This is a genomic window from Agrobacterium sp. SUL3, from assembly GCF_001263295.1.
GTDB classification, from domain to species: Bacteria; Pseudomonadota; Alphaproteobacteria; order Rhizobiales; family Rhizobiaceae; genus Agrobacterium; species Agrobacterium tomkonis.
The window spans coordinates 413,304-433,080 of sequence record NZ_KQ414505.1; the positions used below are offsets into that span (position 1 = coordinate 413,304).

At 61.6% G+C, this 19,777-nt stretch carries 25 protein-coding genes; 18 read left to right on the forward strand and 7 right to left on the reverse strand.

Translation table 11 applies throughout. From position 1 onward, the window contains the following. The first annotated feature begins 1 nt into the window (after position 1). Genes trbL through AKG12_RS16430 form a run of 5 tightly spaced genes read left to right on the forward strand, consistent with a single transcriptional unit; the run spans position 2 to position 4,551 of the window. Positions 2-1,366, forward strand: a complete 1,365-nt coding sequence (gene trbL, locus AKG12_RS16410; RefSeq protein WP_052819661.1) for a P-type conjugative transfer protein TrbL — start codon at positions 2-4, stop codon at positions 1,364-1,366. After that, a complete protein-coding gene (trbF, locus tag AKG12_RS16415; protein ID WP_052819662.1) occupies positions 1,366-2,049 on the forward strand; it encodes a conjugal transfer protein TrbF in 684 nt (227 codons plus the stop codon). The genes trbL and trbF overlap by 1 nt, the downstream gene beginning before the upstream one ends. After that, positions 2,046-3,095: a P-type conjugative transfer protein TrbG gene (trbG, locus tag AKG12_RS16420; RefSeq protein ID WP_052819663.1), complete on the forward strand. Its 1,050-nt coding sequence runs from the start codon at positions 2,046-2,048 to the stop codon at positions 3,093-3,095. Before trbF ends, trbG begins: the two co-directional genes overlap by 4 nt. Beyond that, positions 3,092-4,312 carry a TraB/TrbI/VirB10 family type IV secretion system protein gene (locus AKG12_RS16425; protein WP_052819664.1) on the forward strand — a complete coding sequence of 407 codons (1,221 nt, stop codon included), beginning with the start codon at positions 3,092-3,094 and terminating at the stop codon, positions 4,310-4,312. The genes trbG and AKG12_RS16425 overlap by 4 nt, the downstream gene beginning before the upstream one ends. A 2-nt stretch (positions 4,313-4,314) precedes the next feature. Further along, positions 4,315-4,551 carry a DUF2274 domain-containing protein gene (locus tag AKG12_RS16430; protein ID WP_026227538.1) on the forward strand — a complete coding sequence of 79 codons (237 nt, stop codon included), beginning with the start codon at positions 4,315-4,317 and terminating at the stop codon, positions 4,549-4,551. Here AKG12_RS16430 and AKG12_RS16435 read toward each other — a convergent pair. After that, positions 4,548-5,444 (reverse strand): LysR family transcriptional regulator, encoded by an 897-nt coding sequence (locus tag AKG12_RS16435; RefSeq protein WP_052819665.1) that lies wholly within the window; start codon positions 5,442-5,444, stop codon positions 4,548-4,550. The genes AKG12_RS16430 and AKG12_RS16435 overlap by 4 nt on opposite strands. Positions 5,445-5,742: 298 nt before the next feature. On the opposite strand from AKG12_RS16435, the gene AKG12_RS16445 reads away from it, so the two are divergent. Together AKG12_RS16445 and AKG12_RS16450 are read left to right on the forward strand one after the other, a co-directional pair. Next, entirely contained in the window at positions 5,743-6,234 is a 492-nt protein-coding gene (locus AKG12_RS16445) for a MarR family winged helix-turn-helix transcriptional regulator (protein ID WP_285277751.1), read from the forward strand. Positions 6,235-6,260: 26 nt separating this feature from the next. Continuing rightward, positions 6,261-7,220, forward strand: a complete 960-nt coding sequence (locus tag AKG12_RS16450) for a YeeE/YedE thiosulfate transporter family protein (protein ID WP_052819667.1) — start codon at positions 6,261-6,263, stop codon at positions 7,218-7,220. Between the two features lie 38 nt (positions 7,221-7,258). Here AKG12_RS16450 and AKG12_RS31010 read toward each other — a convergent pair whose 3' ends face one another. Continuing rightward, positions 7,259-7,756: a DUF6314 family protein gene (locus AKG12_RS31010; RefSeq protein WP_348634295.1), complete on the reverse strand. Its 498-nt coding sequence runs from the start codon at positions 7,754-7,756 to the stop codon at positions 7,259-7,261. Continuing rightward, positions 7,716-8,204 carry a YkgB family protein gene (locus AKG12_RS16460; RefSeq protein WP_052819669.1) on the reverse strand — a complete coding sequence of 163 codons (489 nt, stop codon included), beginning with the start codon at positions 8,202-8,204 and terminating at the stop codon, positions 7,716-7,718. Before AKG12_RS16460 ends, AKG12_RS31010 begins: the two co-directional genes overlap by 41 nt. Before the next feature lie 749 nt (positions 8,205-8,953). On the opposite strand from AKG12_RS16460, the gene AKG12_RS16465 reads away from it, so the two are divergent. Further along, the gene (locus AKG12_RS16465) at positions 8,954-9,448 is read left to right on the forward strand and encodes a MarR family winged helix-turn-helix transcriptional regulator (RefSeq protein WP_004099028.1); all 495 of its coding nucleotides are present in this window, start codon (positions 8,954-8,956) and stop codon (positions 9,446-9,448) included. Positions 9,449-9,844: 396 nt separating this feature from the next. Here AKG12_RS16465 and AKG12_RS16470 read toward each other — a convergent pair whose 3' ends face one another. The 3 genes from AKG12_RS16470 to AKG12_RS16480 are packed head-to-tail and all read right to left on the reverse strand — an operon-like array spanning position 9,845 to position 12,697. Continuing rightward, positions 9,845-10,870 (reverse strand): zinc-binding alcohol dehydrogenase family protein, encoded by a 1,026-nt coding sequence (locus AKG12_RS16470; RefSeq protein WP_052819670.1) that lies wholly within the window; start codon positions 10,868-10,870, stop codon positions 9,845-9,847. Continuing rightward, positions 10,848-11,432, reverse strand: coding sequence for a peptide-methionine (S)-S-oxide reductase MsrA (msrA, locus tag AKG12_RS16475; RefSeq protein ID WP_082178899.1), 585 nt, complete (start codon positions 11,430-11,432; stop codon positions 10,848-10,850). Before msrA (AKG12_RS16475) ends, AKG12_RS16470 begins: the two co-directional genes overlap by 23 nt. Before the next feature lie 32 nt (positions 11,433-11,464). Next, complete coding sequence (locus AKG12_RS16480; RefSeq protein WP_052819671.1) at positions 11,465-12,697, reverse strand: bifunctional alpha/beta hydrolase/OsmC family protein; 1,233 nt, start codon at positions 12,695-12,697, stop codon at positions 11,465-11,467. A 228-nt stretch (positions 12,698-12,925) separates the two neighbouring features. Between AKG12_RS16480 and AKG12_RS16485 the strand changes: the two genes are divergently transcribed. The 9 genes from AKG12_RS16485 to AKG12_RS31405 all read left to right on the forward strand — a co-directional run bounded on the left by AKG12_RS16485 (position 12,926) and on the right by AKG12_RS31405 (position 18,528). Next, a complete protein-coding gene (locus AKG12_RS16485) occupies positions 12,926-13,801 on the forward strand; it encodes a LysR family transcriptional regulator (protein WP_011191349.1) in 876 nt (291 codons plus the stop codon). A gap of 146 nt (positions 13,802-13,947) precedes the next feature. Further along, a complete protein-coding gene (gene msrB, locus AKG12_RS16490) occupies positions 13,948-14,391 on the forward strand; it encodes a peptide-methionine (R)-S-oxide reductase MsrB (protein ID WP_004099035.1) in 444 nt (147 codons plus the stop codon). Position 14,392: 1 nt separating this feature from the next. After that, positions 14,393-14,932, forward strand: a complete 540-nt coding sequence (gene msrA, locus AKG12_RS16495) for a peptide-methionine (S)-S-oxide reductase MsrA (protein ID WP_003464967.1) — start codon at positions 14,393-14,395, stop codon at positions 14,930-14,932. A 140-nt stretch (positions 14,933-15,072) separates the two neighbouring features. After that, complete coding sequence (locus AKG12_RS16500) at positions 15,073-15,777, forward strand: glutathione S-transferase N-terminal domain-containing protein (RefSeq protein WP_003464969.1); 705 nt, start codon at positions 15,073-15,075, stop codon at positions 15,775-15,777. Next, positions 15,774-16,742 carry a magnesium and cobalt transport protein CorA gene (locus tag AKG12_RS16505; protein ID WP_052819672.1) on the forward strand — a complete coding sequence of 323 codons (969 nt, stop codon included), beginning with the start codon at positions 15,774-15,776 and terminating at the stop codon, positions 16,740-16,742. The genes AKG12_RS16500 and AKG12_RS16505 overlap by 4 nt, the downstream gene beginning before the upstream one ends. A 94-nt stretch (positions 16,743-16,836) precedes the next feature. Then, positions 16,837-17,409 (forward strand): hypothetical protein, encoded by a 573-nt coding sequence (locus AKG12_RS16510; protein ID WP_052819673.1) that lies wholly within the window; start codon positions 16,837-16,839, stop codon positions 17,407-17,409. Positions 17,410-17,498: 89 nt separating this feature from the next. Further along, complete coding sequence (locus AKG12_RS16515) at positions 17,499-17,948, forward strand: hypothetical protein (protein ID WP_052819674.1); 450 nt, start codon at positions 17,499-17,501, stop codon at positions 17,946-17,948. 106 nt (positions 17,949-18,054) lie between these two features. Continuing rightward, positions 18,055-18,357: a Rid family hydrolase gene (locus tag AKG12_RS31400; protein ID WP_285277752.1), complete on the forward strand. Its 303-nt coding sequence runs from the start codon at positions 18,055-18,057 to the stop codon at positions 18,355-18,357. Positions 18,358-18,390: 33 nt separating this feature from the next. Continuing rightward, positions 18,391-18,528 (forward strand): RidA family protein, encoded by a 138-nt coding sequence (locus tag AKG12_RS31405; protein WP_181726046.1) that lies wholly within the window; start codon positions 18,391-18,393, stop codon positions 18,526-18,528. A gap of 30 nt (positions 18,529-18,558) precedes the next feature. On the opposite strand, the gene AKG12_RS16525 is transcribed toward AKG12_RS31405, so the two are convergent. After that, positions 18,559-19,386, reverse strand: coding sequence for an MFS transporter (locus AKG12_RS16525; protein ID WP_245327301.1), 828 nt, complete (start codon positions 19,384-19,386; stop codon positions 18,559-18,561). Between AKG12_RS16525 and AKG12_RS30295 the strand changes: the two genes are divergently transcribed. Then, complete coding sequence (locus AKG12_RS30295) at positions 19,369-19,716, forward strand: hypothetical protein (RefSeq protein WP_156316067.1); 348 nt, start codon at positions 19,369-19,371, stop codon at positions 19,714-19,716. The genes AKG12_RS16525 and AKG12_RS30295 overlap by 18 nt on opposite strands. Positions 19,717-19,777 lie beyond the last annotated feature (61 nt).

A 19,777-nucleotide genomic window follows, 5' to 3' on the forward strand; every position in this document is an offset into this window, starting at 1 on the left:
CATGGGCGGCACCGGCGTCATTGACCATTTTCTTGAGGTCTTCACCCGCTACATCGACAGCGGATTCGGGCTACTCAGCGGCGAAGTCGCCTTCATCGCCACCACCCTGATCGTCATCGACGTGACGCTGGCGGCGCTGTTCTGGAGCTGGGGCGCCGACGACGACATCATGGCCCGCCTGGTGAAGAAGACGCTGTTCGTCGGCGTGTTCGCCTACATCATCGGTAATTGGAACAACCTCGCCCGGATCATTTTCGAGAGCTTCGCCGGCCTCGGCCTGAAGGCTAGCGGCACCGGGTTCACCACGGCCGACCTCTTGCGCCCTGGCAAGGTCGCTCAGACCGGGCTCGACGCCGGACGGCCGCTGCTCGATTCCATCTCCAGCCTCATGGGCTACTGGTCGTTCTTCGAGAACTTCATCCAGATCGCCTGCATGTTCCTGGCCTGGGCGCTGGTGCTGCTCGCTTTTTTCATCCTCGCCATCCAGCTCTTCGTCACGCTCATCGAGTTCAAGCTGACGACGCTCGCCGGCTTCGTGCTGATCCCGTTCGGCCTGTTCGGCAAGTCGGCCTTCATGGCCGAACGCGTGCTCGGCAACGTCATCTCCTCCGGCATCAAGGTGCTGGTGCTGGCCGTCATCATCGGCATCGGCTCGACGCTCTTCTCCGAGTTTACGTCCGGCTTCGGTGGCCAGAATCCCTCGATCGATGAAGCCATGGCGATCGTGCTCGCCGCGCTGTCGCTGCTCGGCCTCGGCATCTTCGGTCCCGGTATCGCCAGCGGCATCGTTTCCGGTGGCCCGCAGCTCAGCGCCGGCGCTGCGGTCGGCACCGGCTTGGCCGCAGGCGGCATGGTGGCCCTCGGTGCTGGCGCCGTCGGCGCCGCTGCATCCGGGGGAGCGGCCTTGGCTGGCGGTGCGGCCGCTGCCGCCCGCGGCGGTGCTGCGGTCGCAGGCGGCGCATCCACCGCATACAGCCTTGGCGCCGCCGGACAGTCTGGTGCGGCCGGCGTCGCTTCCGGGCTTGGCGGCGTTGCCCGCGCTGGCGGCAGCGCCGCCGTCTCGCCGCTCCGCAGGGCGGCATCGCGCGCCGCCGAAAGCATGAAGTCCAGCTTCAATGCTGGCGGCAAAGCCGCCTTCGAGGCGACGGGCGGAACATCCACGATGGGCTCGATCGGGGGAGATGCCGCCGGTGACGGCGCCGCTTCCGCAGGTTCCGCGAGCGCCGGAGGCCCGCCCGCCTGGGCGCAGCGGATGCGCCGCTCACAACACATGACCCATGCCGCTCAGGCCACAGCCCACGCCGTCCGTTCCGGCGACGCCCATGGCGGCGGCTCCTCCGTCAATCTCTCCGAAGGGGACCGCTGATGTTCAAACGACCCTCCACCCATTACGGCAAGGCTCTCGAGCCGGAGACGCCCTATCAGCGCGCCGCCCAGGTCTGGGATGAGCGCATCGGCGCCTCGCGCGTGCAGGCCAAAAACTGGCGCCTGATGGCGTTTGGCTCGCTGATCCTCTCGGCCGGGTTCGCTACCGCGCTCGTCGTGCAGTCTGCCCGGGGAACGATCGTACCGTGGGTAGTTCAGGTCGATCGCCTTGGACAGGCTCAGGCCGTTGCGCCCGCCGAGGCGGACTATCGTCCCACCGATCCACAGATCGCCTTCCACCTGGCGCGTTTCATCGAGCAGGTCCGGAGCATTCCCGCCGATGCGATCATCGTGCGCCAGAACTGGTTGCGGGCCTACGACTTCACGACCGATCGCGGAGCCATGGCGCTCAATGATTATGCCCGGTCCAACGACCCGTTCACGCGGGTCGGCCGCCAGCAGGTCGCCGTCGACGTCTCCAGCGTCATCCGTGCCTCGCCGGACAGCTTCCGTGTCGCCTGGGTCGAGCGTCGCTACGAGAACGGCCAGCTCGCCGACACCACGCGCTGGACCGCGATCCTGACGATCGTGGTGCAGGTCCCCCGCAATGCCGACCGGCTCAGGGCGAACCCGCTCGGCATCTACGTCAACGCCATCAACTGGTCACGGGAGCTTGGGCAATGAAGCCGTCTTTCCGTAAAGCCGGAAATCCGGCTTCACACACGCACGTACTCCCGGCTCTCCGTCGAGCCGCAGTCCCCTTTGTCCTGTTGGCGACGACTGCGCTCGCCGGCTGCGCGACCACCAATCCGCCGCCGGAAATCTCCTACGACAATGCGGCTCCCGCCGTGCAGACGGTCGACCCACCTGCGCCGGTCACCGTGGTCGAACTGCCCCGACCGCTACCGCTGCCTGGCCAATTGCAGCGTGTGGAGGAGACGCGGCGTGCCCCGGAGCCTTCTAATCCGACCGCTCGCGTCAACCAGGCAAACGAGGCGGCACGAGTCCAGCCGGTGCGCGACGGCTTCATTAACTCGATGCAGGTCTACCCGTGGACTCAAGGGGCGCTTTATCAAGTCTATACCGCTGTCGGGCAGATCACCGACATCGCGCTCCAACCCGGGGAGCAGCTTGTCGGCGCAGGCCCGGTGGCCGCCGGCGACACAGTGCGCTGGATCATCGGCGACACCGAGAGCGGATCAGGCGCAACGCGCCAGATCCACATCCTCGTGAAGCCCACCCGCGCCGACCTGATGACCAACCTCGTCATCAACACCAATATGCGCACCTATCACATGGAACTGCGCTCGACAGAGCGCACCTATATGGCGTCGGTCTCGTGGCAGTATCCGCAGGACCAGCTCATCGCGCTGCGTCGGCAGAACGCCGAGGCGCAGGCGGCCCAGCCGGTGGCGAGCGGCGTCGATCTCGCGAACGTCAACTTCCGCTATGCGATCGAGGGCGACCGTGCGCCGTGGCGGCCTCTGCGCGCCTTCGACGACGGTCGCCAGGTCTTCATCGAGTTTCCGCGCGGCATCGGTCAGGGCGAGATGCCGCCACTCTTCGTCGTCGGCCCCGAGGGCAACACCTCTGAGCTCGTGAACTATCGCGTTCGCGGCCACCACATGATCGTTGATCGTCTGTTCGCGGCTGCCGAACTTCGCTTCGGCTCCGGCCGCGAGCAGAAGCGCGTCAGGATCGTCCGCACAGACGGGAGGCCGACCTCGTGAGCGAGAACCCGCCCCGGATTGAGGAAGTGCCGGACGACGATGCGCAGCCCCTGACCGGCGAGCCGGTCGGGCCTGCGCCGATGCGACTGCGGGCCGAACCGCCCCGCGTCACCCGGTTGTCGCGGAAGGTTCTCGCCGGCCTCGGTCTTGTCGCCAGCGTCGGGCTCGGAGGTGCGCTGATCTACGCGCTTCAGACCCGCGACGCCGGTCGGCCGAACGACGAACTCTATTCGACCGAGAACCGCTCGACCGCTGACGGACTGGCCGGCCTGCCGCGAGATTACAGTGGCGTGCCACAGCTCGGTCCCCCTCTTCCCGGTGACCTCGGCCGGCCGATCCTTAGTACCCAGGATCGCGGACAGCCGGTGCCCACACCCGGGACGGCCACGCCCAATCCCGGCATCAGCCCGGAAGAGCAGCGCCGCCTTCAGGAAATCGAGACCGCGCGCACCAGCCGTCTCTTCTCCGGATCGGAAAGCCGGGGCACACCCGCTGCTGCGGGAGCTGCCCCAGCGCTCGCGCCGGCGCCGGATTTGGCGAGCATTGGCCTCGCTCCGCCGCCCGCCACGCCCTCGGCGCAGGACCGGCAGAACGCGTTTCTGAACGCCGCGGCCGATCGCAGGACGGTTGCGCCCGATCGCGTCGCTGCGCCAGTATCGCCGAACGTCCTTCAGGCGGGAGCAGTGATATCCGCGGCGCTGATCACCGGCATCCGATCCGATCTACCCGGCCAGATCACCGCGCAGGTCACCGAAAACATCTACGACAGCCCAACCGGCCGTATCTTGCTTGTGCCGCAAGGCACTCGTGTGGTCGGGCAGTACGACAACAACGTGCAGTTCGGCCAGAGCCGAGTCCTGCTCGTCTGGACTCGGCTCGTCTTCCCGAACGGGCGCTCGATCGTTCTCGAGCGCCAGCCTGGTGCTGACGCTGAAGGGTTCGCCGGGCTTCAGGATGGCGTCGATTACCATTGGTGGGATCTGGCCAAGGCTGCGGGATTGTCGACACTGCTGAGCGTCGGCGCCGAACTCGCGGTCGACAACGACGATCGGCTCGTTCAGGCGATCCGGAACGGTGGGCAGGACACCATCAACGACGCAGGGCAGCAGATTGTGAGGCGTCAGCTCAACGTCGCGCCCACGATCACTATTCGGCCCGGATTTCCCGTGCGCGTTATCGTGACGCGAGACTTGGTACTGGAGCCATATGGAGGGTGATGATGTCGAAGCTTAAGCTAGGCCCCATCGCGGACGACAAGCCGCTTAAGGTACAGGTCGAGCTACCTGCAGCTCTCCACCAGGACCTTGTTGACTACGCCCACCTATTGGGCCGAGAGCAAGGTCAGTCCGCTGTTGACCCAGCTCGGTTAATCGTCCCGATGTTACAACGGTTCATCGCGACAGACCGTGGCTTCGCCAAAGCCAGGCGAACGTTGACGCCGGGGAGCGCCGATTAATCCGTGGTCCCCGCTCTAGAGGGGGTGTCGAAACACTTCAGCAGCAGCGGCAGAGTCGGGTTCTCGTTGTCACTGGAAGAAATTATAGCGGCCGTCGGCGCCTGCGCCGATGGGAGCGGGATCAACGCGATATCCGGCCGGTAGATCACGCTGGTGATGGTCAAGCCGAAGCCCTGTTCGACCATCGTCAGCAGGGTTTCTCGGCTGACTTGTTGGATCGAGAGTTGAACCGCTCCGTCTCCGGCGCCCACCATGCGCCGGAGTATGCCAGCGAGCTCACGCCCAGCGCCATCCGAGCGAACGAGGAAGACTTCGTCACAAATGTCCTCCCACGACAGCTCTGGCCGTGCTGCCAACTCGTGAAGCGGGGACAATGCTACGAACAGATCTGGTTCGCAGAGACGTCGAACTTGGAACTGAGGACTTTTGCTCGCACTCAGGCTGATTGCTGCGTCCAGTAATCCGCGCTTCACCCCCAAAGAGTTTTCTTCTGAAGTGCCTTCCTCAAGCTTTACCTCGATCGTCGGATGTCGATTTCTGAATGCCGCGAGAATGTCGATGATCGGGCACGCCGGAAACGCTTCGAGCATTCCAAACCTCACTAGCCCGGTCTTGAGCTTTCGTGCGGAGCGGATCTCCGTTGCGGCGTTACGAAGGTAGCGCGCTCCCACCACCGCTTGTTGAAGGAAGCGCTCACCTTCTGGAGTCAGCCCTGCCCCCGCTCGCGTACGCTTGAAGAGAGAAAAGCCAAGCTGGCGCTCAAACAGCTGCACACGTCGGCTGACGGTGGATTGCGATATCGATAGGCGCTCCGCCGCTCGGCGGAAGCTGCCGGCCTCGGCGACCTGAACGGCGTACTTCAGGTATCGGAGATCAAGAGTCAGGTCGGGCATGAGACCCGTCCGATCATACCGGCGGTCTCATCGGCGAACCGCCTGCGCCCGGTGAGCGGCACCCATGCACGTCCACTTTCATCGAGCCCACCCCCGCTAGCGCCTGGGGAACGAGCACGTCCGTTGATCTCAGATGTGGAATCCGAGCTGAGCCCCTCAATGAGCATGACCATGTCCGAATCTGTCATAGATGCATGCGGCGGTCATACATTTTCACACGCTTGAAGTCTATGCGCGAAGCATATATTCTTGCGGTATGGAGCCTGAGGTCGCCAAGTACCATTTAGGTGCACTCGCGTTGGCGGTTGCAGACAGCATCGCCAGTGTCTCGGCCTCGTTTTCACCAAGCGGCCGGGGGACCGCCGTGATGGTGTTACTCAGCATGGAGCCCGGACTGCCGATCAGCGTTTTGGCTACCTCGATCGGGCTTTCTCATGCCGGGACGGTGCGATTGATCGATAGGCTCGAGCGCGGACAGTTGGTGGAACGACGAAGACAAATCACCGACAGGCGGGCGCGCTTCATTCACCTCACCAATTCGGGGAAGAAGATAACGGAAGCCTTGCTCAAGGCACGGGAGCAGGTGATCTCCGAATGTGTTTCGCCCCTGTCGCCCAATGACCTCGACATTCTAGGCATGCTGTCGGAGCGGCTCCTTGTGGCAAACGGCTTCGACAAAGATGGCTCGGTCAGCCTTTGCCATCTGTGCGGCTACAGCAGGATCGCGCCTTCCCGTGGTAAAGCTAAGCCGGGGCGCTCGCCACGCTGGAACGTCGCATCAGAAGGCTGACGATATGATCAGGCAGGCTTGATATAATGGGATCGTTTGCGCTCGAACTTCTTCTATGCGTACTTGCCTTCGGGTTCGGATATGCGGCGAACCAAGGCGGAACCTGTTTAGTGGTGGCCGCTCATGAGTTACACAGAAGACAGCCGCCGAAAATGTTCGTCGGATTTCTCGCAGCGTCGGCAGCGGCAGGCCTGGTTGCGGTCCCGATAGTCTGGACGGGAACACTGGGCGCAACACTCGCACCCTCGACTAGCATCAATTTCCTACCGCTCATCGGCGCCATCGCCTTCGGCCTCGGCGCACTCATTAATGACACATGCCTGCTCGGATCGCTGGCGCGGCTTGGGGATGGGGAGATGCGACTTCTAGCTCTACCCTTGGGATTGGCGATTGGTATCTTGGCTGCCAACCATGGCAGGTTCGGCTACGATTCAACATGGCCAAGCTTAATCTCCAAACCGAGCGCAACAGGCCTCGTTACTCTCCTAGCCTTCCTAGTTGTGCTCGTGCTGGCACTCGTTTTCGTTTCCACGAAGAGCGTTCTGCGAACAAAGCCGGGTTGGTCGTTCGGCGCTTCGATGATTGGACTCGGTATCACTGGCGGACTTCTATATGCACTCTCGCCGGCCTGGACCTTCGCAGACGTGATTCAACGCGCCCTTCCTCTCAGAATGTCGCCGGCCGGCGAGGTCGCGCTCACTGCGGTGATCTCTTCGATCGCAGGCGCCCTTACCGCCTCCTTTCGCCAAGGAAATCTGCGTCTCCAACTGCCGACAGCCAATGGCATTCTGCGATCTGTCGTCGGCGGCACATTGATGGGTATCGGAATAGCGCTCATACCCGGCGGGAATGATGGGTTGATCCTCGCAGCGGTTCCGACTCTTTCACCTGGTGGGATAGTCGCCTACCTTCTGATGACGACGACAATCGTCTTCGGATTTGCAGCGCGTGGTAAGTTATTCCGGCGCTGCCTTTCACGGCCATGATAAGGGCAACAGAGGACTTGCCCTCCTGACATGAGCATTTATCCCGACCGGGAATATCGGCTGACTAGCTCGTATGCCTTTGCAGGCCCTTGGACCATGATGACCACTTCAAAGGCCGCCGGCCCCAGAATCCTGTAGGTTGCATGGTAGGTGTCGTCTCCGCAGGCATAGACGCCACTCGCTTCCAACCCGGTATCCGTCCGCGAGAAACTCACGCTGAGGAACTGCGTCCCGATATGAGGTCCGTCTGCGAACTCGACGACAACACTGTCCTCGCTCAAGCGATAGCGATACTGTCGGCACGCGGAGAATACTCTGCCATCTGCCAGTGTGAGAATGCTGCTCTCTCGATAAGCGAGCGCGCCTTCGCCGAAACGGGCGAAGACCGCGTCGCCATGCAGCTGAGCGCCTCCGGGCTCGATATCGCGACGGAGCATCCATGCCCCGCGGAGGTTCTGCAGGATTTGCACGCCCGCCGTCACGAGAGGACCACAGTCACGAGGGCGCAAGCGCCCCTCTGTGGCGGACCGAAGCACGCAGCAGCACGAGGGACGCCGCTAGCAGAACTGCGTCCTTCAGTAGAAACTGCCCTGGTGCAGCCGAAATCGCAGGAAAGCCGCCGGCAGTCTGCTCCGCGACACCTGGAGTGGTGATGAAAAAGGTCAGCGTGATCAGATATGTCGCCGCTGACATCAGTGCGCCGAGCGCAGAGAAGAGTGGACGAAATGCACCAAGGATCAGAACGAGACCGGTCGATAACTCGATAACGCCGATGAAATAGCTTTGCCCCTGCATCCCGAACATGCCCAGCCAATTCATGATCGGGCTGTGTTCGATAAACGGGGCGATACCATAGGCCTCGTACGCTGTGAACTTCATCGCGCCGAACCACAGAAATACGATCACGAGAGCCCATCTAAGCAGGCCAAGATCCCTCCGACCGTGCTCGGGGACAAGAAATTCATAACGGTCGAAAATGCTCATCTAAAATTCCTCAACAGTGGTCCCGTGGGAACGTCACGAACGTCGTCTACGTGCTTCGGGCAGGCGTTGCAGTATATGCGCGACGCATATACTAATAAGCGAGATATGTCGAGCGGCTGGCTCGCGCTTCGCTGCCTCACGAAGCCATCCTCATCGGCGATGCCTTTACCCAGCAAACGCGCGACCTTGCGGGATTTTGACTTGATGGGGCTGGCGCTCCGGGTGGGCCTATAGCCCGTTGGCAAACGTCCAGCCTGTACGGATGGACGCGGCCCTCGACGAGATAACCATGCCGACCGAAATCGTAGCAGCGATCGCCGCAATCCCCGACGTCGTGGAGCACGGACTGTTCCTCAATGGGATTGATACAATCGTGATCGCGCGCGGTGACACGATGGAAGTGCGACGCCGGGGGCAAGCGAGGTCTCGCTGATCTGCACCTGCGCGGCCTGGATGACAGCGCTGACGCGGAGTGATTCTCAGGCGCGACCTACGGCGATTCCGAGCGAAAAGGCTTGCCCTATAGCCGCCAGGTATCAACGGTTCCGCGGCCTTAGCGAGCCGGACCCGTTTTTTTCGGCGCGCTCGATCAGTCGAAATCCTCCGAAACCCTTTTAAAACAGGACATTTTCCACAAGCCGCGCGGCGGAAGAGGACCACGGTATGGCTTGCTGTCTATGCTCCGCGCACATATAGATGTGGCAATGGATGGACCTCGAGATCGAAACATTTTCGGGGCGTTCGCACTCATGATCAGCGACGACATCGTTCGCGCTAGTTCATCGCGGGCGCCGGAAGCTGGACCCGCCGCCTCAGCGCTGGCGTTGCTCGCGCACAAGCCCGGGCTCTCGATCCGTATGCTTGCGATCGGGGTGGGCCTTTCACATGCTGGAACTGTTCGCCTGGTGGATAGATTGGTAAGCGAGGGATTGATCGAGCGTAGGGAGCATTCGACAGACGGGCGCGCGCGATCCCTCTATCTTACTCCAACTGGCAAGGTCGCGAGCGACGAGGTCCTGGCCTCGCGCGATCAAGTGATTGCCGAAGGGCTATCGATCCTTAATCCAGACGAACTGAAAACCTTATCGGACATCGCTGAACGCGTTCTCCGAAATCGCTTGGAAAACCTCGAGCAGTCATACCGCATCTGCCGCTTGTGCTGCTACGAGGGCTGCACGAACTGCCCCGTCGATGCCGAATTGCATGAGCGAGGTGTGGACCGCGAGAAGAACGACGACGCGTAGGAGACTCGCAATTGCGGCAGCTCAACGCTGCTCAGATGGCGGGGCTTCATAATGCCAGCGAGCCTACCATCAGCCGCATTCTTTTGGCTACGCGTCAAGCCGGCCGATCGGGCATGGCGGTCTCATTCTAATATGTCGGTGATCGCCCCACTTTTAGCCGCTCAGTTGATCGGAACGCGGTTTCGGAAGCGGCCGTTCAAACCACTCGCTGCATTCCCATTTCTCTATGTCCGATAGGTAGTTTCGGGGAAAAGCAGTCGGGAACAGGTTTCGGGAACGCATGCTCCGGCAGGAGCGCAGCGCGCGTCCCAAGCGCGTTTTCCCGGTAGAGCTTCCCAATCGGCAAAGTGCGGGCCACCTCAGACTGCGAACGCGAAAAACCGCCTGGCTGGTCACTCAAGGCAGGGTAACGACGATTTTCGCTGCGGATACACCCGCCTTCAGGGCTTCCAAGGCAGCCTGGAGCATTTCAAGGCCCTGGCCCACGACCTTCGCCGGAGGGGCGGGGACGAACGTGCGCGCCGCGAGAGCCTGCGGCAGGAATTCGCGGTAGATCATTGGACCAACCTCGTCATCCTTGAGGCTCGTCCCGGAGATGTGCGTCGCCTCGACTCCAAATGGACGCTCGTCGGGCGGGGCCAGCGTCGCTGCCACGCGGCGCGAGCCCTCGCATCTCGCAATGACGGCAAAACAGTCTTTCATGTGACCGGTCGCGTGAAGCGTTCCAGCGAGACTGCGCCCGCGCATTGCCTCAATCACGTCTTCCACGATGGCTGGACTCGAGTGGTCAAGAACCTCGCTTGCACCCAGCTCCTTCAACAGGCCGGCGTTGCGCGCCGAAGCGGTGGCGACGCACCTGTAGCCCGACGCCACCGCGAGCTGGATGGCGTTGCAGCCAACGCTCGACGATCCACCCCAGACCAGAACGACCTCTGGACGCGCGGTCGGCGAGTGTAACGGTGGCGCGAGAGCCAACTGTGTCCTTCCGTAGAGCCCGCTTGCGGCGGTGCCAAGGCCAAGCGGGAGGACTGCCGCATCAGCGAAGGCCATGTTGTTGGGGATCGGCGCCGCCATGTGGTCCAGCACGATCGTGTGGTGCTGGAACGCACCCTGCGCAGGTTGATTTACGGTTGTCCCGACCGCCTGTCCGATGACTCGATCGCCGACCTTGAACCGCTCGACCGCGCCACCGACCGCCGCGACCTCACCGGAGACGTCGCTGCCGAGAATCGCGGGATAGTCGAGCCATGGCAAAAGCGCGACGTCCTGCAGAATCCAGTCGAGTGGGTTGATCGCGATGGCCGCGTTGCGGATCAATATCTCGTTCGCCGCCAGATGCGGCAGAGCGGTGACACCGATCCTCAGTGGCTGCCTCGGCGCTTTCTGCCAGGCGGCCTGATTAGTCACGGTTTCGGTCATCATCAACTCTTTTTGTCAAGTATACAGCTGGGCGTTCGTCTGAGCGGTCCAACCGCCAGGTCGGGCGCACGAAGTGGCAGCTATAGCCCCCAGGATAGCGCACCAGGTATTCTTGGTGCTCTGGCTCCGCCTCCCAAAAGGGTTCTTCTGGGTTGATCTCCGACACGACCGGGCCAGGCCAGCTTCCTGATGCCTCGATTTCCGCGATGGTTGTGAGGGCGACTTCCTTCTGCACTTCGGTGGTGTAGAAAATCGCCGATCGATAGCTCGGACCGACATCGCTGCCTTGTTGCTCGTAGGTCGTGGGGTCATGGATCTGGAAGAAGAGTTCCAAGAGCGAGCGATAGGCGAGAACGGAAGGGTCGAAGGTCACTTCCACTGCTTCCGCATGGCCGTAATGTCTCGCGTAGGTCGGATCAGGCATTTCTCCGCCTGTGTAACCGACACGCGTCGAAATGACTCCCCTGGCTCGGCGCAGCAAATCCTCCATGCCCCAGAAGCAGCCGCCTGCTAGAATTGCTCGCTCTGTCGCGGCCGCCCTATTGCCGGTAGGCGATTGGCTCACAGTCCGTTCGCCCTCCTCCGTGTGCGCCACGGTCAAGCCAGCCTCGCGGGATCCGCAGCCTGACTGGCGCTCAAGAGCTCGGTCTGCACGTCCGAACCCCGGATGAGACTCAGATCGACGGGACATCGATCAGCGATCGCGAGGATCCGAGCGCGCTGATCATCACTCAGCGGCCCATCGAGGACAATGGTGCGGGTGAACCGGTCGGGTGGCATCATGTCCGGCACCTTCTCGTGCTGCACGGTCGTGCTCGCCCGTTCGAGCGGAAAGCCCTTGCGGTTCGCATAGAGACGCATCGTCATCACCGTGCAGGCTGCGAGGCCGGCAGATACGAGTTCGTAGGGAGATAGTCCGGTCCCGAGGCCACCGACCGATGCTGGCTCGTCGGCGAACAGAGTGTGCTCGCCGCTGCGGACCTTGAGCTGGAACGTCCCTGCAAGAGTTTCGGTGGCGACGACGCCCTCCGCAACCTCGACCTGCGGAAGATCCGCGCTGAGTGGTGGGAGAAAGCGGCTCGCCCAAACCGCCACCATGGCCGCGGCGTAGTTCGCGTCCGCGACGTCGGTGAGAAGGTGATCCGCGTTGTCGAGCGAGATGAAGCTTTTAGGGTGCCTGGACGCGACGAAGATGCGCGACGCGTGGTCGATGCCGACCACCTGATCCAGCGGAGAGTGCATGACCAGCACCGGCCGTCGCAGGGAGGCAATGGCCTTCTCGACGTCGATCCCCTCAACCGCCTCAAGGAACCCTCGGCGAATGAGGAAGGGCCTACCGGCAATCTCCACCGAGGCCTCGCCCTCGCTCGCGATGGTGTCCAGATCATTCGGTCCGAAGAGGCGCAAGATATGCTGAAGGTCGGCCGGCGCACCAATCGTCGCTACCGCCGCAATATCAGGCATGTCGGCGGCGGCTACGATCGCAGCGGTGCCACCCAGGCTGTGCCCGACGAGGAGGGACGGTGACATGCCCGCCGCCGCCATCGCCTTTGCGGCGGCCCGAAGGTCCTCGACGTCCGACGCGAAGTTCACAGGTTCTCCCGTCCCACCGCCGATCCCGGTCCCGGCGAAATCGAACCTCAAGACCCCGATGCCCGCACGCGACAGCGCGCGCGAGATGTGAACAGCGGCGCGACTGTCTTTCCCGCACGTGAAGCAGTGGGCGAAGATCGCCCAGCCCCGCGGCGTCCCTTCCGGCGGTTCGAGGTGCCCGGACAGCGGAGAGCCAGCCCCACTGACAAACGTAAATGATCTTCCTGCCATGTCCATCAAACCTCCAGCACGCGGCTTGGCGGTTGCGCTCTCAGAACCTTCGACGGAGCTGAGCGGAGCGCACCGCCAACCGGTAATCGTCATCTCAGGCTATCATTTATATGTCTGGCGCATATAGACAAGCCCCTATATCATGATTATATGCGCCAAGCATACTTCTGCGACCTGCTTTCCAAAGGCGGTCTCACGGAAGAGGTATCAGTCAGGCGCGTGGGCCAAAGGACTATGGAACTCAATCAAGTCAGCTATTTCATCAACTTGGCCGAGACGCTGAATTTCACAGCGGCCGCTCGCTTGAGCGGTGTGTCACAGCCAAGTCTGACCCGCGCGATCCGCCGCTTGGAAGATGAGCTTGGCGGGCCGCTGATCTATCGCGACGGGAAGAACAGCCGCCTGACTGGCCTTGGCCATGACGTCGAGGCAGAATTCCGGCGCATGGTGGTCGCGATGAAGAGCGTTCGCAATCACTCGGAGCACTGGGCGATGGGGGGGCACCGCGTGCTGGATGTCGCCGTCGCGCCCACCGTCGGACCAAAGGAATTTACGGCATTCTTCGAGAGCGCATTGGCGGAGATGCCATCCATCGAAATTAAGCTGCACTCGCTCCAGTCGAACGAGGACACATCGGAGGTGCTTTCAGGAAAATACCACGCGTGCATCATGCCGCGTGAAACAAGACCGGAACGCAAGCTGGATGTGCATCCTCTATTTCGGGAGCGCTTCGTGCTCGGCTGTTCTGCAAACCATCCCTTGGCGGCCAACGAGATCGTGCGCGGCGAAGACCTGCTCGAGTTTCCATTCGTCGATCGCCTGAAATGCGAGTTTCGCGATCGGATCCTCGATCACTTCGCGCGACGGGACTTGCTCATGCGACCTCGCTTTCGATCAGATCGCGAGGACTGGGTGCAACGGGTCGTCGCTGACGGCCACGCCATATGCATTCTTCCGGAACGATCGCCGACCGTGCAAGGCCTCGTGACTCGGCCGATCGACGGATTTGTCTTGGAGCGCGAAGTCGTGATCGCGACAGTATCCGGCTCCACGGCAACGGTCGAGATACGGAACATCGCGCAGCTGGCAGCCCGGTACGAGTGGAACTGAATCACGACGTGAAGAGCTTCGGCGCTATGGAAACTATACGCGCAGCGTATTGGATAAATCTGGGGCGCACTGCGATAGTCGGCGCAATGACTGCAAAGATAAATGACAGCGTGTCGAGCTCTCTAGATTAAGTATTGGAGACTATCATGAAGTTTGAGAAGTCACAGGCAGCAGTTGACCGCCTGACCCCCGAGCAACGCCGGATTACCCAGGATTCGGGGACCGAAAGGCCCTTCACGGGTGAGCACAACGACAACAAGGAGCCTGGCATCTACGTCGACATAGTGTCGGGAGAGCCGCTGTTCGCTTCAACGGACAAGTTCGATTCGGGTACTGGCTGGCCCAGCTTCACCAAGCCGATCGTTCCGGCAAACGTGAACGAGGTGCGGGACAGTGCACACGGCATGGTCCGGACGGAGGTCAGGTCGGTACACGCCGACAGCCATCTGGGCCACGTGTTCCCGGACGGTCCTTCCGACCGCGGCGGTCTGCGCTACTGCATCAACTCTGCGTCCCTTCGCTTCATCCCGCGCGACGAGATGGAGTCCGAGGGATACGGTGAATATCTCGATCAAGTAGAGGAGGCTTAACATGCATCAGCGCGCTGTTCTCGCAGGAGGATGTTTCTGGGGCATGCAGGATCTGATCCGCAAGCGGCCCGGCATCATCTCGACCCGTGTGGGTTACACGGGCGGCGATATTCCGAACGCCACGTATCGTAATCACGGCACGCATGCCGAGGGGATCGAGATTGTCTTCGACCCGACAGTGACGAGCTACCGGAACATCCTGGAATTCTTCTTCCAGATCCACGATCCGACGACGCTGAACCGCCAGGGCAATGATCGTGGGCTCTCCTACCGGTCGGGCATCTATTATGTCGACGAGGAGCAGAAGCGCGTCGCCGAGGATACGATCGCCGATGTGGATGCCTCGGGGCTGTGGGATGGCAAAGTGGTGACCGAGGTCCAGCCGGTCGGCGAGTTCTGGGAGGCCGAGCCCGATCACCAGGATTATCTGGAGAAGCGCCCGGGCGGCTACACCTGCCACTTCGTCCGTCCCGGCTGGGTGCTTCCGAAGCGCCAAAAGGTTGACGACGTACAGCCAGCGGCCGGGACCGCGGCGGAATAGGCTTCACTGCCGTTGCCACTGCGCCGGTCCGGTCCGCAATCTTCGTGACCGCGTCGTTCAGCGACGCGGTCATCGAACCCTACTTCAGAGTGACGGCTCGTTCCAGTCAGTCGCCATCGCAACACCAGGATCGCAGATTTATGCCAGACCTCTCGTCCTTTCCGATCACGCAGCGCTGGCCGGCATCTCATCCCGATCGCCTGCAACTCTACGCAGCCCCTACGCCCAATGGCGTCAAGGTCTCGATCATGCTTGAGGAGACTGGCCTGGCGTACGAGCCCCACCTGATCGACATCTCGAACAACGAGTCGAAGGATCCGGCGTTCGTGTCGCTGAACCCGAACGGACGCATACCGGCGATCATCGATCCGGCTGGCCCTGACGGTAGACCCATCGCCTTATGGGAATCCGGTGCGATCCTCCTCTATCTGGCCGACAAGACGGGTCAGTTCATCTCCACCGAACCAGGCCAGCGTTACGAGACCCTAGCGTGGGTGTTCTTTCAGATGTCGGCCATCGGGCCGATGTTCGGTCAGCTCGGCTTCTTCCTGCGATTTGGCGGCAAGGACTATGAGGACAAGCGGCCGCAACAGCGCTTTATCGACGAATCCACGCGTCTGCTGGGGATTCTGGATCGCCGGCTGGAAGGCCGCGACTGGATCGTCGACGACTATTCGATCGCGGACATCGCGACGCTCGGCTGGGTGAATGCGCTGGTGGAATTCTACGCTGCGGGTGACATCCTTGGCCTCAGCAGCTTTTCGAACGTCCGCGCATGGCTTGGACGCGGGCTGGCTCGACCGGCCGTCCAGCGTGGCCTCCACATTCCCGCGAGGCCAGCATGAGCATCATCGCCGCCTATTATTACAACGAAGGCAAGCGAGTTCGCGAAATCGCGCTCGATGAGCACGTCAAGTTGGGCGAGAGTCGCTCGGGCTTCTGCTGGATCGCGCTTAGCGAACCCACCCCCGAGGAACTACTCGCGATCCAAAGGACATATAATCTTCATCCGTTGGCGATCGACAACGCGATGCACCCGCTGTGCCCGCCCAAGCTCGAGGTCTACAACGATGAGTTGTACGTCGTCGCGCAGACCGCCGAGCTGGTCGGCGACCGGATCAGCTACGGCAAGATGGCGATCTTCACCGGTCACAATCACCTTATCACCGTGCGGCACGGCAATGCCGGAGCGCTGGGCAAACTTCGGGAGCAACTCGAGGCATCGCCGACGCAGTTCGGCAAGGGTGTCGACTATGTGCTGCACGCGATCTTGCATCGCGTGGTCGACCAGTATCTGCCCATCTTCGAAATGATCGAGGACGACGTCCTGGCGATGGAGCGACGGTCGCTGCACGATTTCCTCGGGCCAGAAGAGGTGGCGCGAATCTTCGAACTAAGGTCCGAACTCACGCGGTTCCAGCGCACGCTCGGGGCTATGGCCGAGCTGGTGCGAAAGCTCGTTCGCGGCCACTTTCCCTGCATCAGCGCCGAAATGACACCATATTTCCACGACGTCGCGGACCATGTCCACCGCGTGCAGTCCATGGTCGACGGCCTCCTGCTTGTCCTGTCCACGGTCTTTGAGGCCAGCAGCCTTCTGGAAGCGCAAAGGATCGGTGTGGTCACCCGCCAGCTCGCGGCCTGGGCGGCGATCTTGGCGGTCCCGACGGCGATCGCCGGAATATACGGCATGAACTTCAAGCACATGCCGGAACTGGACACGCCATATGGCTACTTCGTCGTGCTCGGAGTGATAGCGGTGTTCTGCCTTCTCCTGTTCGTGCGCTTCAAGAAGGCCAAGTGGCTATGAGTAACGCACTTCGCGAGCTTCTCCGTCCGCTGCCGAGTCGCAGCGCGCTTTGTGCGCGAGCGTGTCCAATCCAGTTCAAGATGAAGGTACTTCCATGTCCTCCCAGGTGACCGACGTTCTAGAAGCAGTCCAGTCATTCATCGCCAAAGGCTATGACCGCGAATACCGCGTCAAGGACGGCAATCTCGTCGATCTCGAACTAGGGTCAACCCTCGATGCATGCAGCATTCGCGTCGATGCGGCGTTGCGCCTCGAGAGCGGGGACGACGGCGAAGATGCCTCCAACATCTACGCGATCACCGATCCGGCGACAGAGCATAAAGGCCTGTTGATCGACGCCTTCGACGTGTTCCACGAAATCTGCCCCCGCGACTTGTCCGAGCGCCTTGTGGCGCATCGGGAAACAGCACCGGCAGGTGACCAGGACGCGCCGAGCAAGCACGGACTACGGAAAGTCTACAAGAGCGAGTTTCACAGCGATCCCGAGCGCTACGTTCTGCGCGAGGGCTTTCCAGACTTCCCGCCATGCCCTTTCGGCCAATCCTTCAGCATCCTCGGCTTCGATACTGCCGAGCAGGAATATGTCTGGCTCGTCACGAGTATCATTCGAGATCCTCGGCTGATCCGAGTTCCATACCAGGGCGAAGACGTCATCAGCGACGAATAGCGGTGTCGCCTAGCCCGGGGGAGGTTAACCTCCGGGCGCTACACATCTGCAAGCTGAACTTTAAACACATCGCAAATTAGGAGGTGATTATGGACTGGAACAAGGACCACATCCGACAAACGATGCTCTCGCTGGAGACCGCAGCCTTGCACAGTGCTCGTGAGAACTACCTGGACTATGTCTCTACCGCTCGGCTCGACCGGAGCGAACCGATCGAAAACGACGAACTAGCTCAGGCCGAGGTCGCGAGCGACTTCGCTGAAGCGCTCGATGACACGCTCCATGACTATGCGGATAAACTCGAAAAGCTCAGGACGATCGATTTCGGCCCCAAGTTGGCCGTCGGCGAAGGCGCTGTCGTCAAGCTGTCCGGCCGCCACTTTGTGATCGCGGTGTCAACGAGCAAGTTTACCTGTCAGGGGCGTGAGCTCATGGGCATTTCCACGATGGCGCCGATCTTCGAAGCGATCGAGGGTGCCCGAGCCGGGGAGACCGTGCAGTTCAACGGCCGGGACCTCACCGTAGAAGACGTGGAATAAAGCCCTCCACCGCAGCCGGCGCGCTAGTGCCGAACGCCCTGCATCTCTTTCTGCATGCATACGGTCACTTGCAACCGCATTGACCTGGCTCATCAGAGGCAAACTCATGACAACACCTTCATTCTTCATCACCCCCGGATACGGGACGCGCCTGCATGACGCGCTTCATTATTCTCAGGCAATGCGCATTGGTGACCGCGTGGAGATCTCCGGACAGGGCGGATGGAACGACGATCTCGTCATTCCGGAGTCGATTGAGGAAGAGATCGAGCAGGCGTTCAAGAACGTGGAACGGACGCTCGCGACCGCCGGAGCACGCTGGCCGCATGTGGTCCACGTCAATTCCTATCACGTCGGTGATGGAAACCATCAGGAAAACGGGACTGCTTCGAATATTGTTCGACGCTGAATCCCGACTGGCAGATCTATNGGTTTCCCTCCCGTGATCAACGAAACAATGGCCAAGCTGTATCGCCACTACATGCCCGACCGCGCTCCAATCTGGACGCAGTTGGGAATCGAAGCGCTGGGGCTTCCAACCATGCGTATCGAAATTCGCGTAACAGCTATCATCGCCTGACCCCGCGGTTCGTGCAGGCGCCGTGCCGCGCTAATCCCGCACGCCCTGCGCCCGCTTCTCGATGCAGATCATCGTATCGAGAGATCCGGTTATCATCGGCGTGCTCGGAGAACGGGGGGCCGCCTTGGCCTGGTTGGCGCGCCTCGGCTGCCTGCGGGCGATGGCCAGCACTGCCAGGAGCGCGAGCAACGCCGCCGCATAAAGGAACAGGCCGCCAGGGCCGACGATATTCATTGCAGCTGCTCCTATTAAGGGGCCAGCGGCTGTCCCGATCCCGTTGAGCAACAGAAGCCCGCGCGCGGTGCCGAGTAGCCGACCGGCCGGAAGATCGTCGTTTGCGACGGCGAGACACAACGAATAAATCGGGATGCCAAAGCCGCCAAACAGCGCACCCGCCGCAAGGAGCAGCGGCAGAGGCGCTTCCACCGCCAACGCTACGCCGATGGCAGACGCTGCGGACGCCAGCGCCGCACCGGCGATGACAAGATTCCGGGGCACTCGATCCGAAAGCCAACCGAGTGGCCAATGGAAGGCGAGCGTTCCACCAAGAACCGCAGCCATGAAGGCGGAGATACCGCCCACATCGAGGCCGATGCTCTGTGCGAAGTTCCCGCCCATGCCCCAGAAACCACCGATAGCCAGGCCGGCCAGGAAAGCGCCAGCCGCAGCGAGAGGTGATACGAGGACGAGGTCCCTCAACGCGACCCGTTCCTGTTCCACCTGGGCCGGCGGATGAATGGGCAGCAAGGTGATCGGAACCACCGCCGCTGATATCAGCAGCGACACGATGAGGAACAATGTCACGTCGGCGGGCGGTGCGATGTCCGAGATGGTCAGATTTTGAAGCTGTTGCTGCATGGGCCATATGCATCGGGTGCATGGGTCGATGACCCCGGCGGCAGGTACTTCGCTGACTATGACCTCCTGGTCCTGGTCAGCAGCGAAAGGCTGGCGGATGTCGGGGAGTTTTGGCTTGAATGCGAAAGGAGCCTGTTGTTCGCTTCGGTGAATCGAGAACACCTCAGAACGCCTGTGCGGCTCACGATCCTGAGCTTCGAGCGATTCAGCAACGAGATTTACCAGGGAAATCGATACTTCCAGAACATCATGGAAGAGTGCGTTGTGTTGCATGATGCGGACCCTACCGTTTGGCCCGACTGCAACGCGGTGGCTGCGGATTTCGGTTAAACGGGACGGTCATTTCGGCAAGTCACGGACAAGCGTTTCGCTAAGTCGCGGACAGCGGGAT

Coding starts and splice junctions, on each gene's coding strand:
- trbL (WP_052819661.1), top strand. CDS start 2: ATGGGCGGCACCGGCGTCATTGACCATTTTCTTGAGGTCTTCACCCGC.
- AKG12_RS16470 (WP_052819670.1), bottom strand. CDS start 10,870: ATGATGACCGAAACCGTGACTAATCAGGCCGCCTGGCAGAAAGCGCCG.
- AKG12_RS16525 (WP_245327301.1), bottom strand. CDS start 19,386: ATGCAGCAACAGCTTCAAAATCTGACCATCTCGGACATCGCACCGCCC.
- AKG12_RS31400 (WP_285277752.1), top strand. CDS start 18,055: ATGACAACACCTTCATTCTTCATCACCCCCGGATACGGGACGCGCCTG.
- AKG12_RS16430 (WP_026227538.1), top strand. CDS start 4,315: ATGTCGAAGCTTAAGCTAGGCCCCATCGCGGACGACAAGCCGCTTAAG.
- AKG12_RS16510 (WP_052819673.1), top strand. CDS start 16,837: ATGTCCTCCCAGGTGACCGACGTTCTAGAAGCAGTCCAGTCATTCATC.
- msrB (WP_004099035.1), top strand. CDS start 13,948: ATGAAGTTTGAGAAGTCACAGGCAGCAGTTGACCGCCTGACCCCCGAG.
- AKG12_RS16485 (WP_011191349.1), top strand. CDS start 12,926: ATGGAACTCAATCAAGTCAGCTATTTCATCAACTTGGCCGAGACGCTG.
- AKG12_RS16500 (WP_003464969.1), top strand. CDS start 15,073: ATGCCAGACCTCTCGTCCTTTCCGATCACGCAGCGCTGGCCGGCATCT.
- AKG12_RS16450 (WP_052819667.1), top strand. CDS start 6,261: ATGGGATCGTTTGCGCTCGAACTTCTTCTATGCGTACTTGCCTTCGGG.
- AKG12_RS16460 (WP_052819669.1), bottom strand. CDS start 8,204: ATGAGCATTTTCGACCGTTATGAATTTCTTGTCCCCGAGCACGGTCGG.
- AKG12_RS16480 (WP_052819671.1), bottom strand. CDS start 12,697: ATGGACATGGCAGGAAGATCATTTACGTTTGTCAGTGGGGCTGGCTCT.
- AKG12_RS16505 (WP_052819672.1), top strand. CDS start 15,774: ATGAGCATCATCGCCGCCTATTATTACAACGAAGGCAAGCGAGTTCGC.
- AKG12_RS16515 (WP_052819674.1), top strand. CDS start 17,499: ATGGACTGGAACAAGGACCACATCCGACAAACGATGCTCTCGCTGGAG.
- trbG (WP_052819663.1), top strand. CDS start 2,046: ATGAAGCCGTCTTTCCGTAAAGCCGGAAATCCGGCTTCACACACGCAC.
- trbF (WP_052819662.1), top strand. CDS start 1,366: ATGTTCAAACGACCCTCCACCCATTACGGCAAGGCTCTCGAGCCGGAG.
- AKG12_RS16465 (WP_004099028.1), top strand. CDS start 8,954: ATGATCAGCGACGACATCGTTCGCGCTAGTTCATCGCGGGCGCCGGAA.
- AKG12_RS16435 (WP_052819665.1), bottom strand. CDS start 5,444: ATGCCCGACCTGACTCTTGATCTCCGATACCTGAAGTACGCCGTTCAG.
- msrA (WP_003464967.1), top strand. CDS start 14,393: ATGCATCAGCGCGCTGTTCTCGCAGGAGGATGTTTCTGGGGCATGCAG.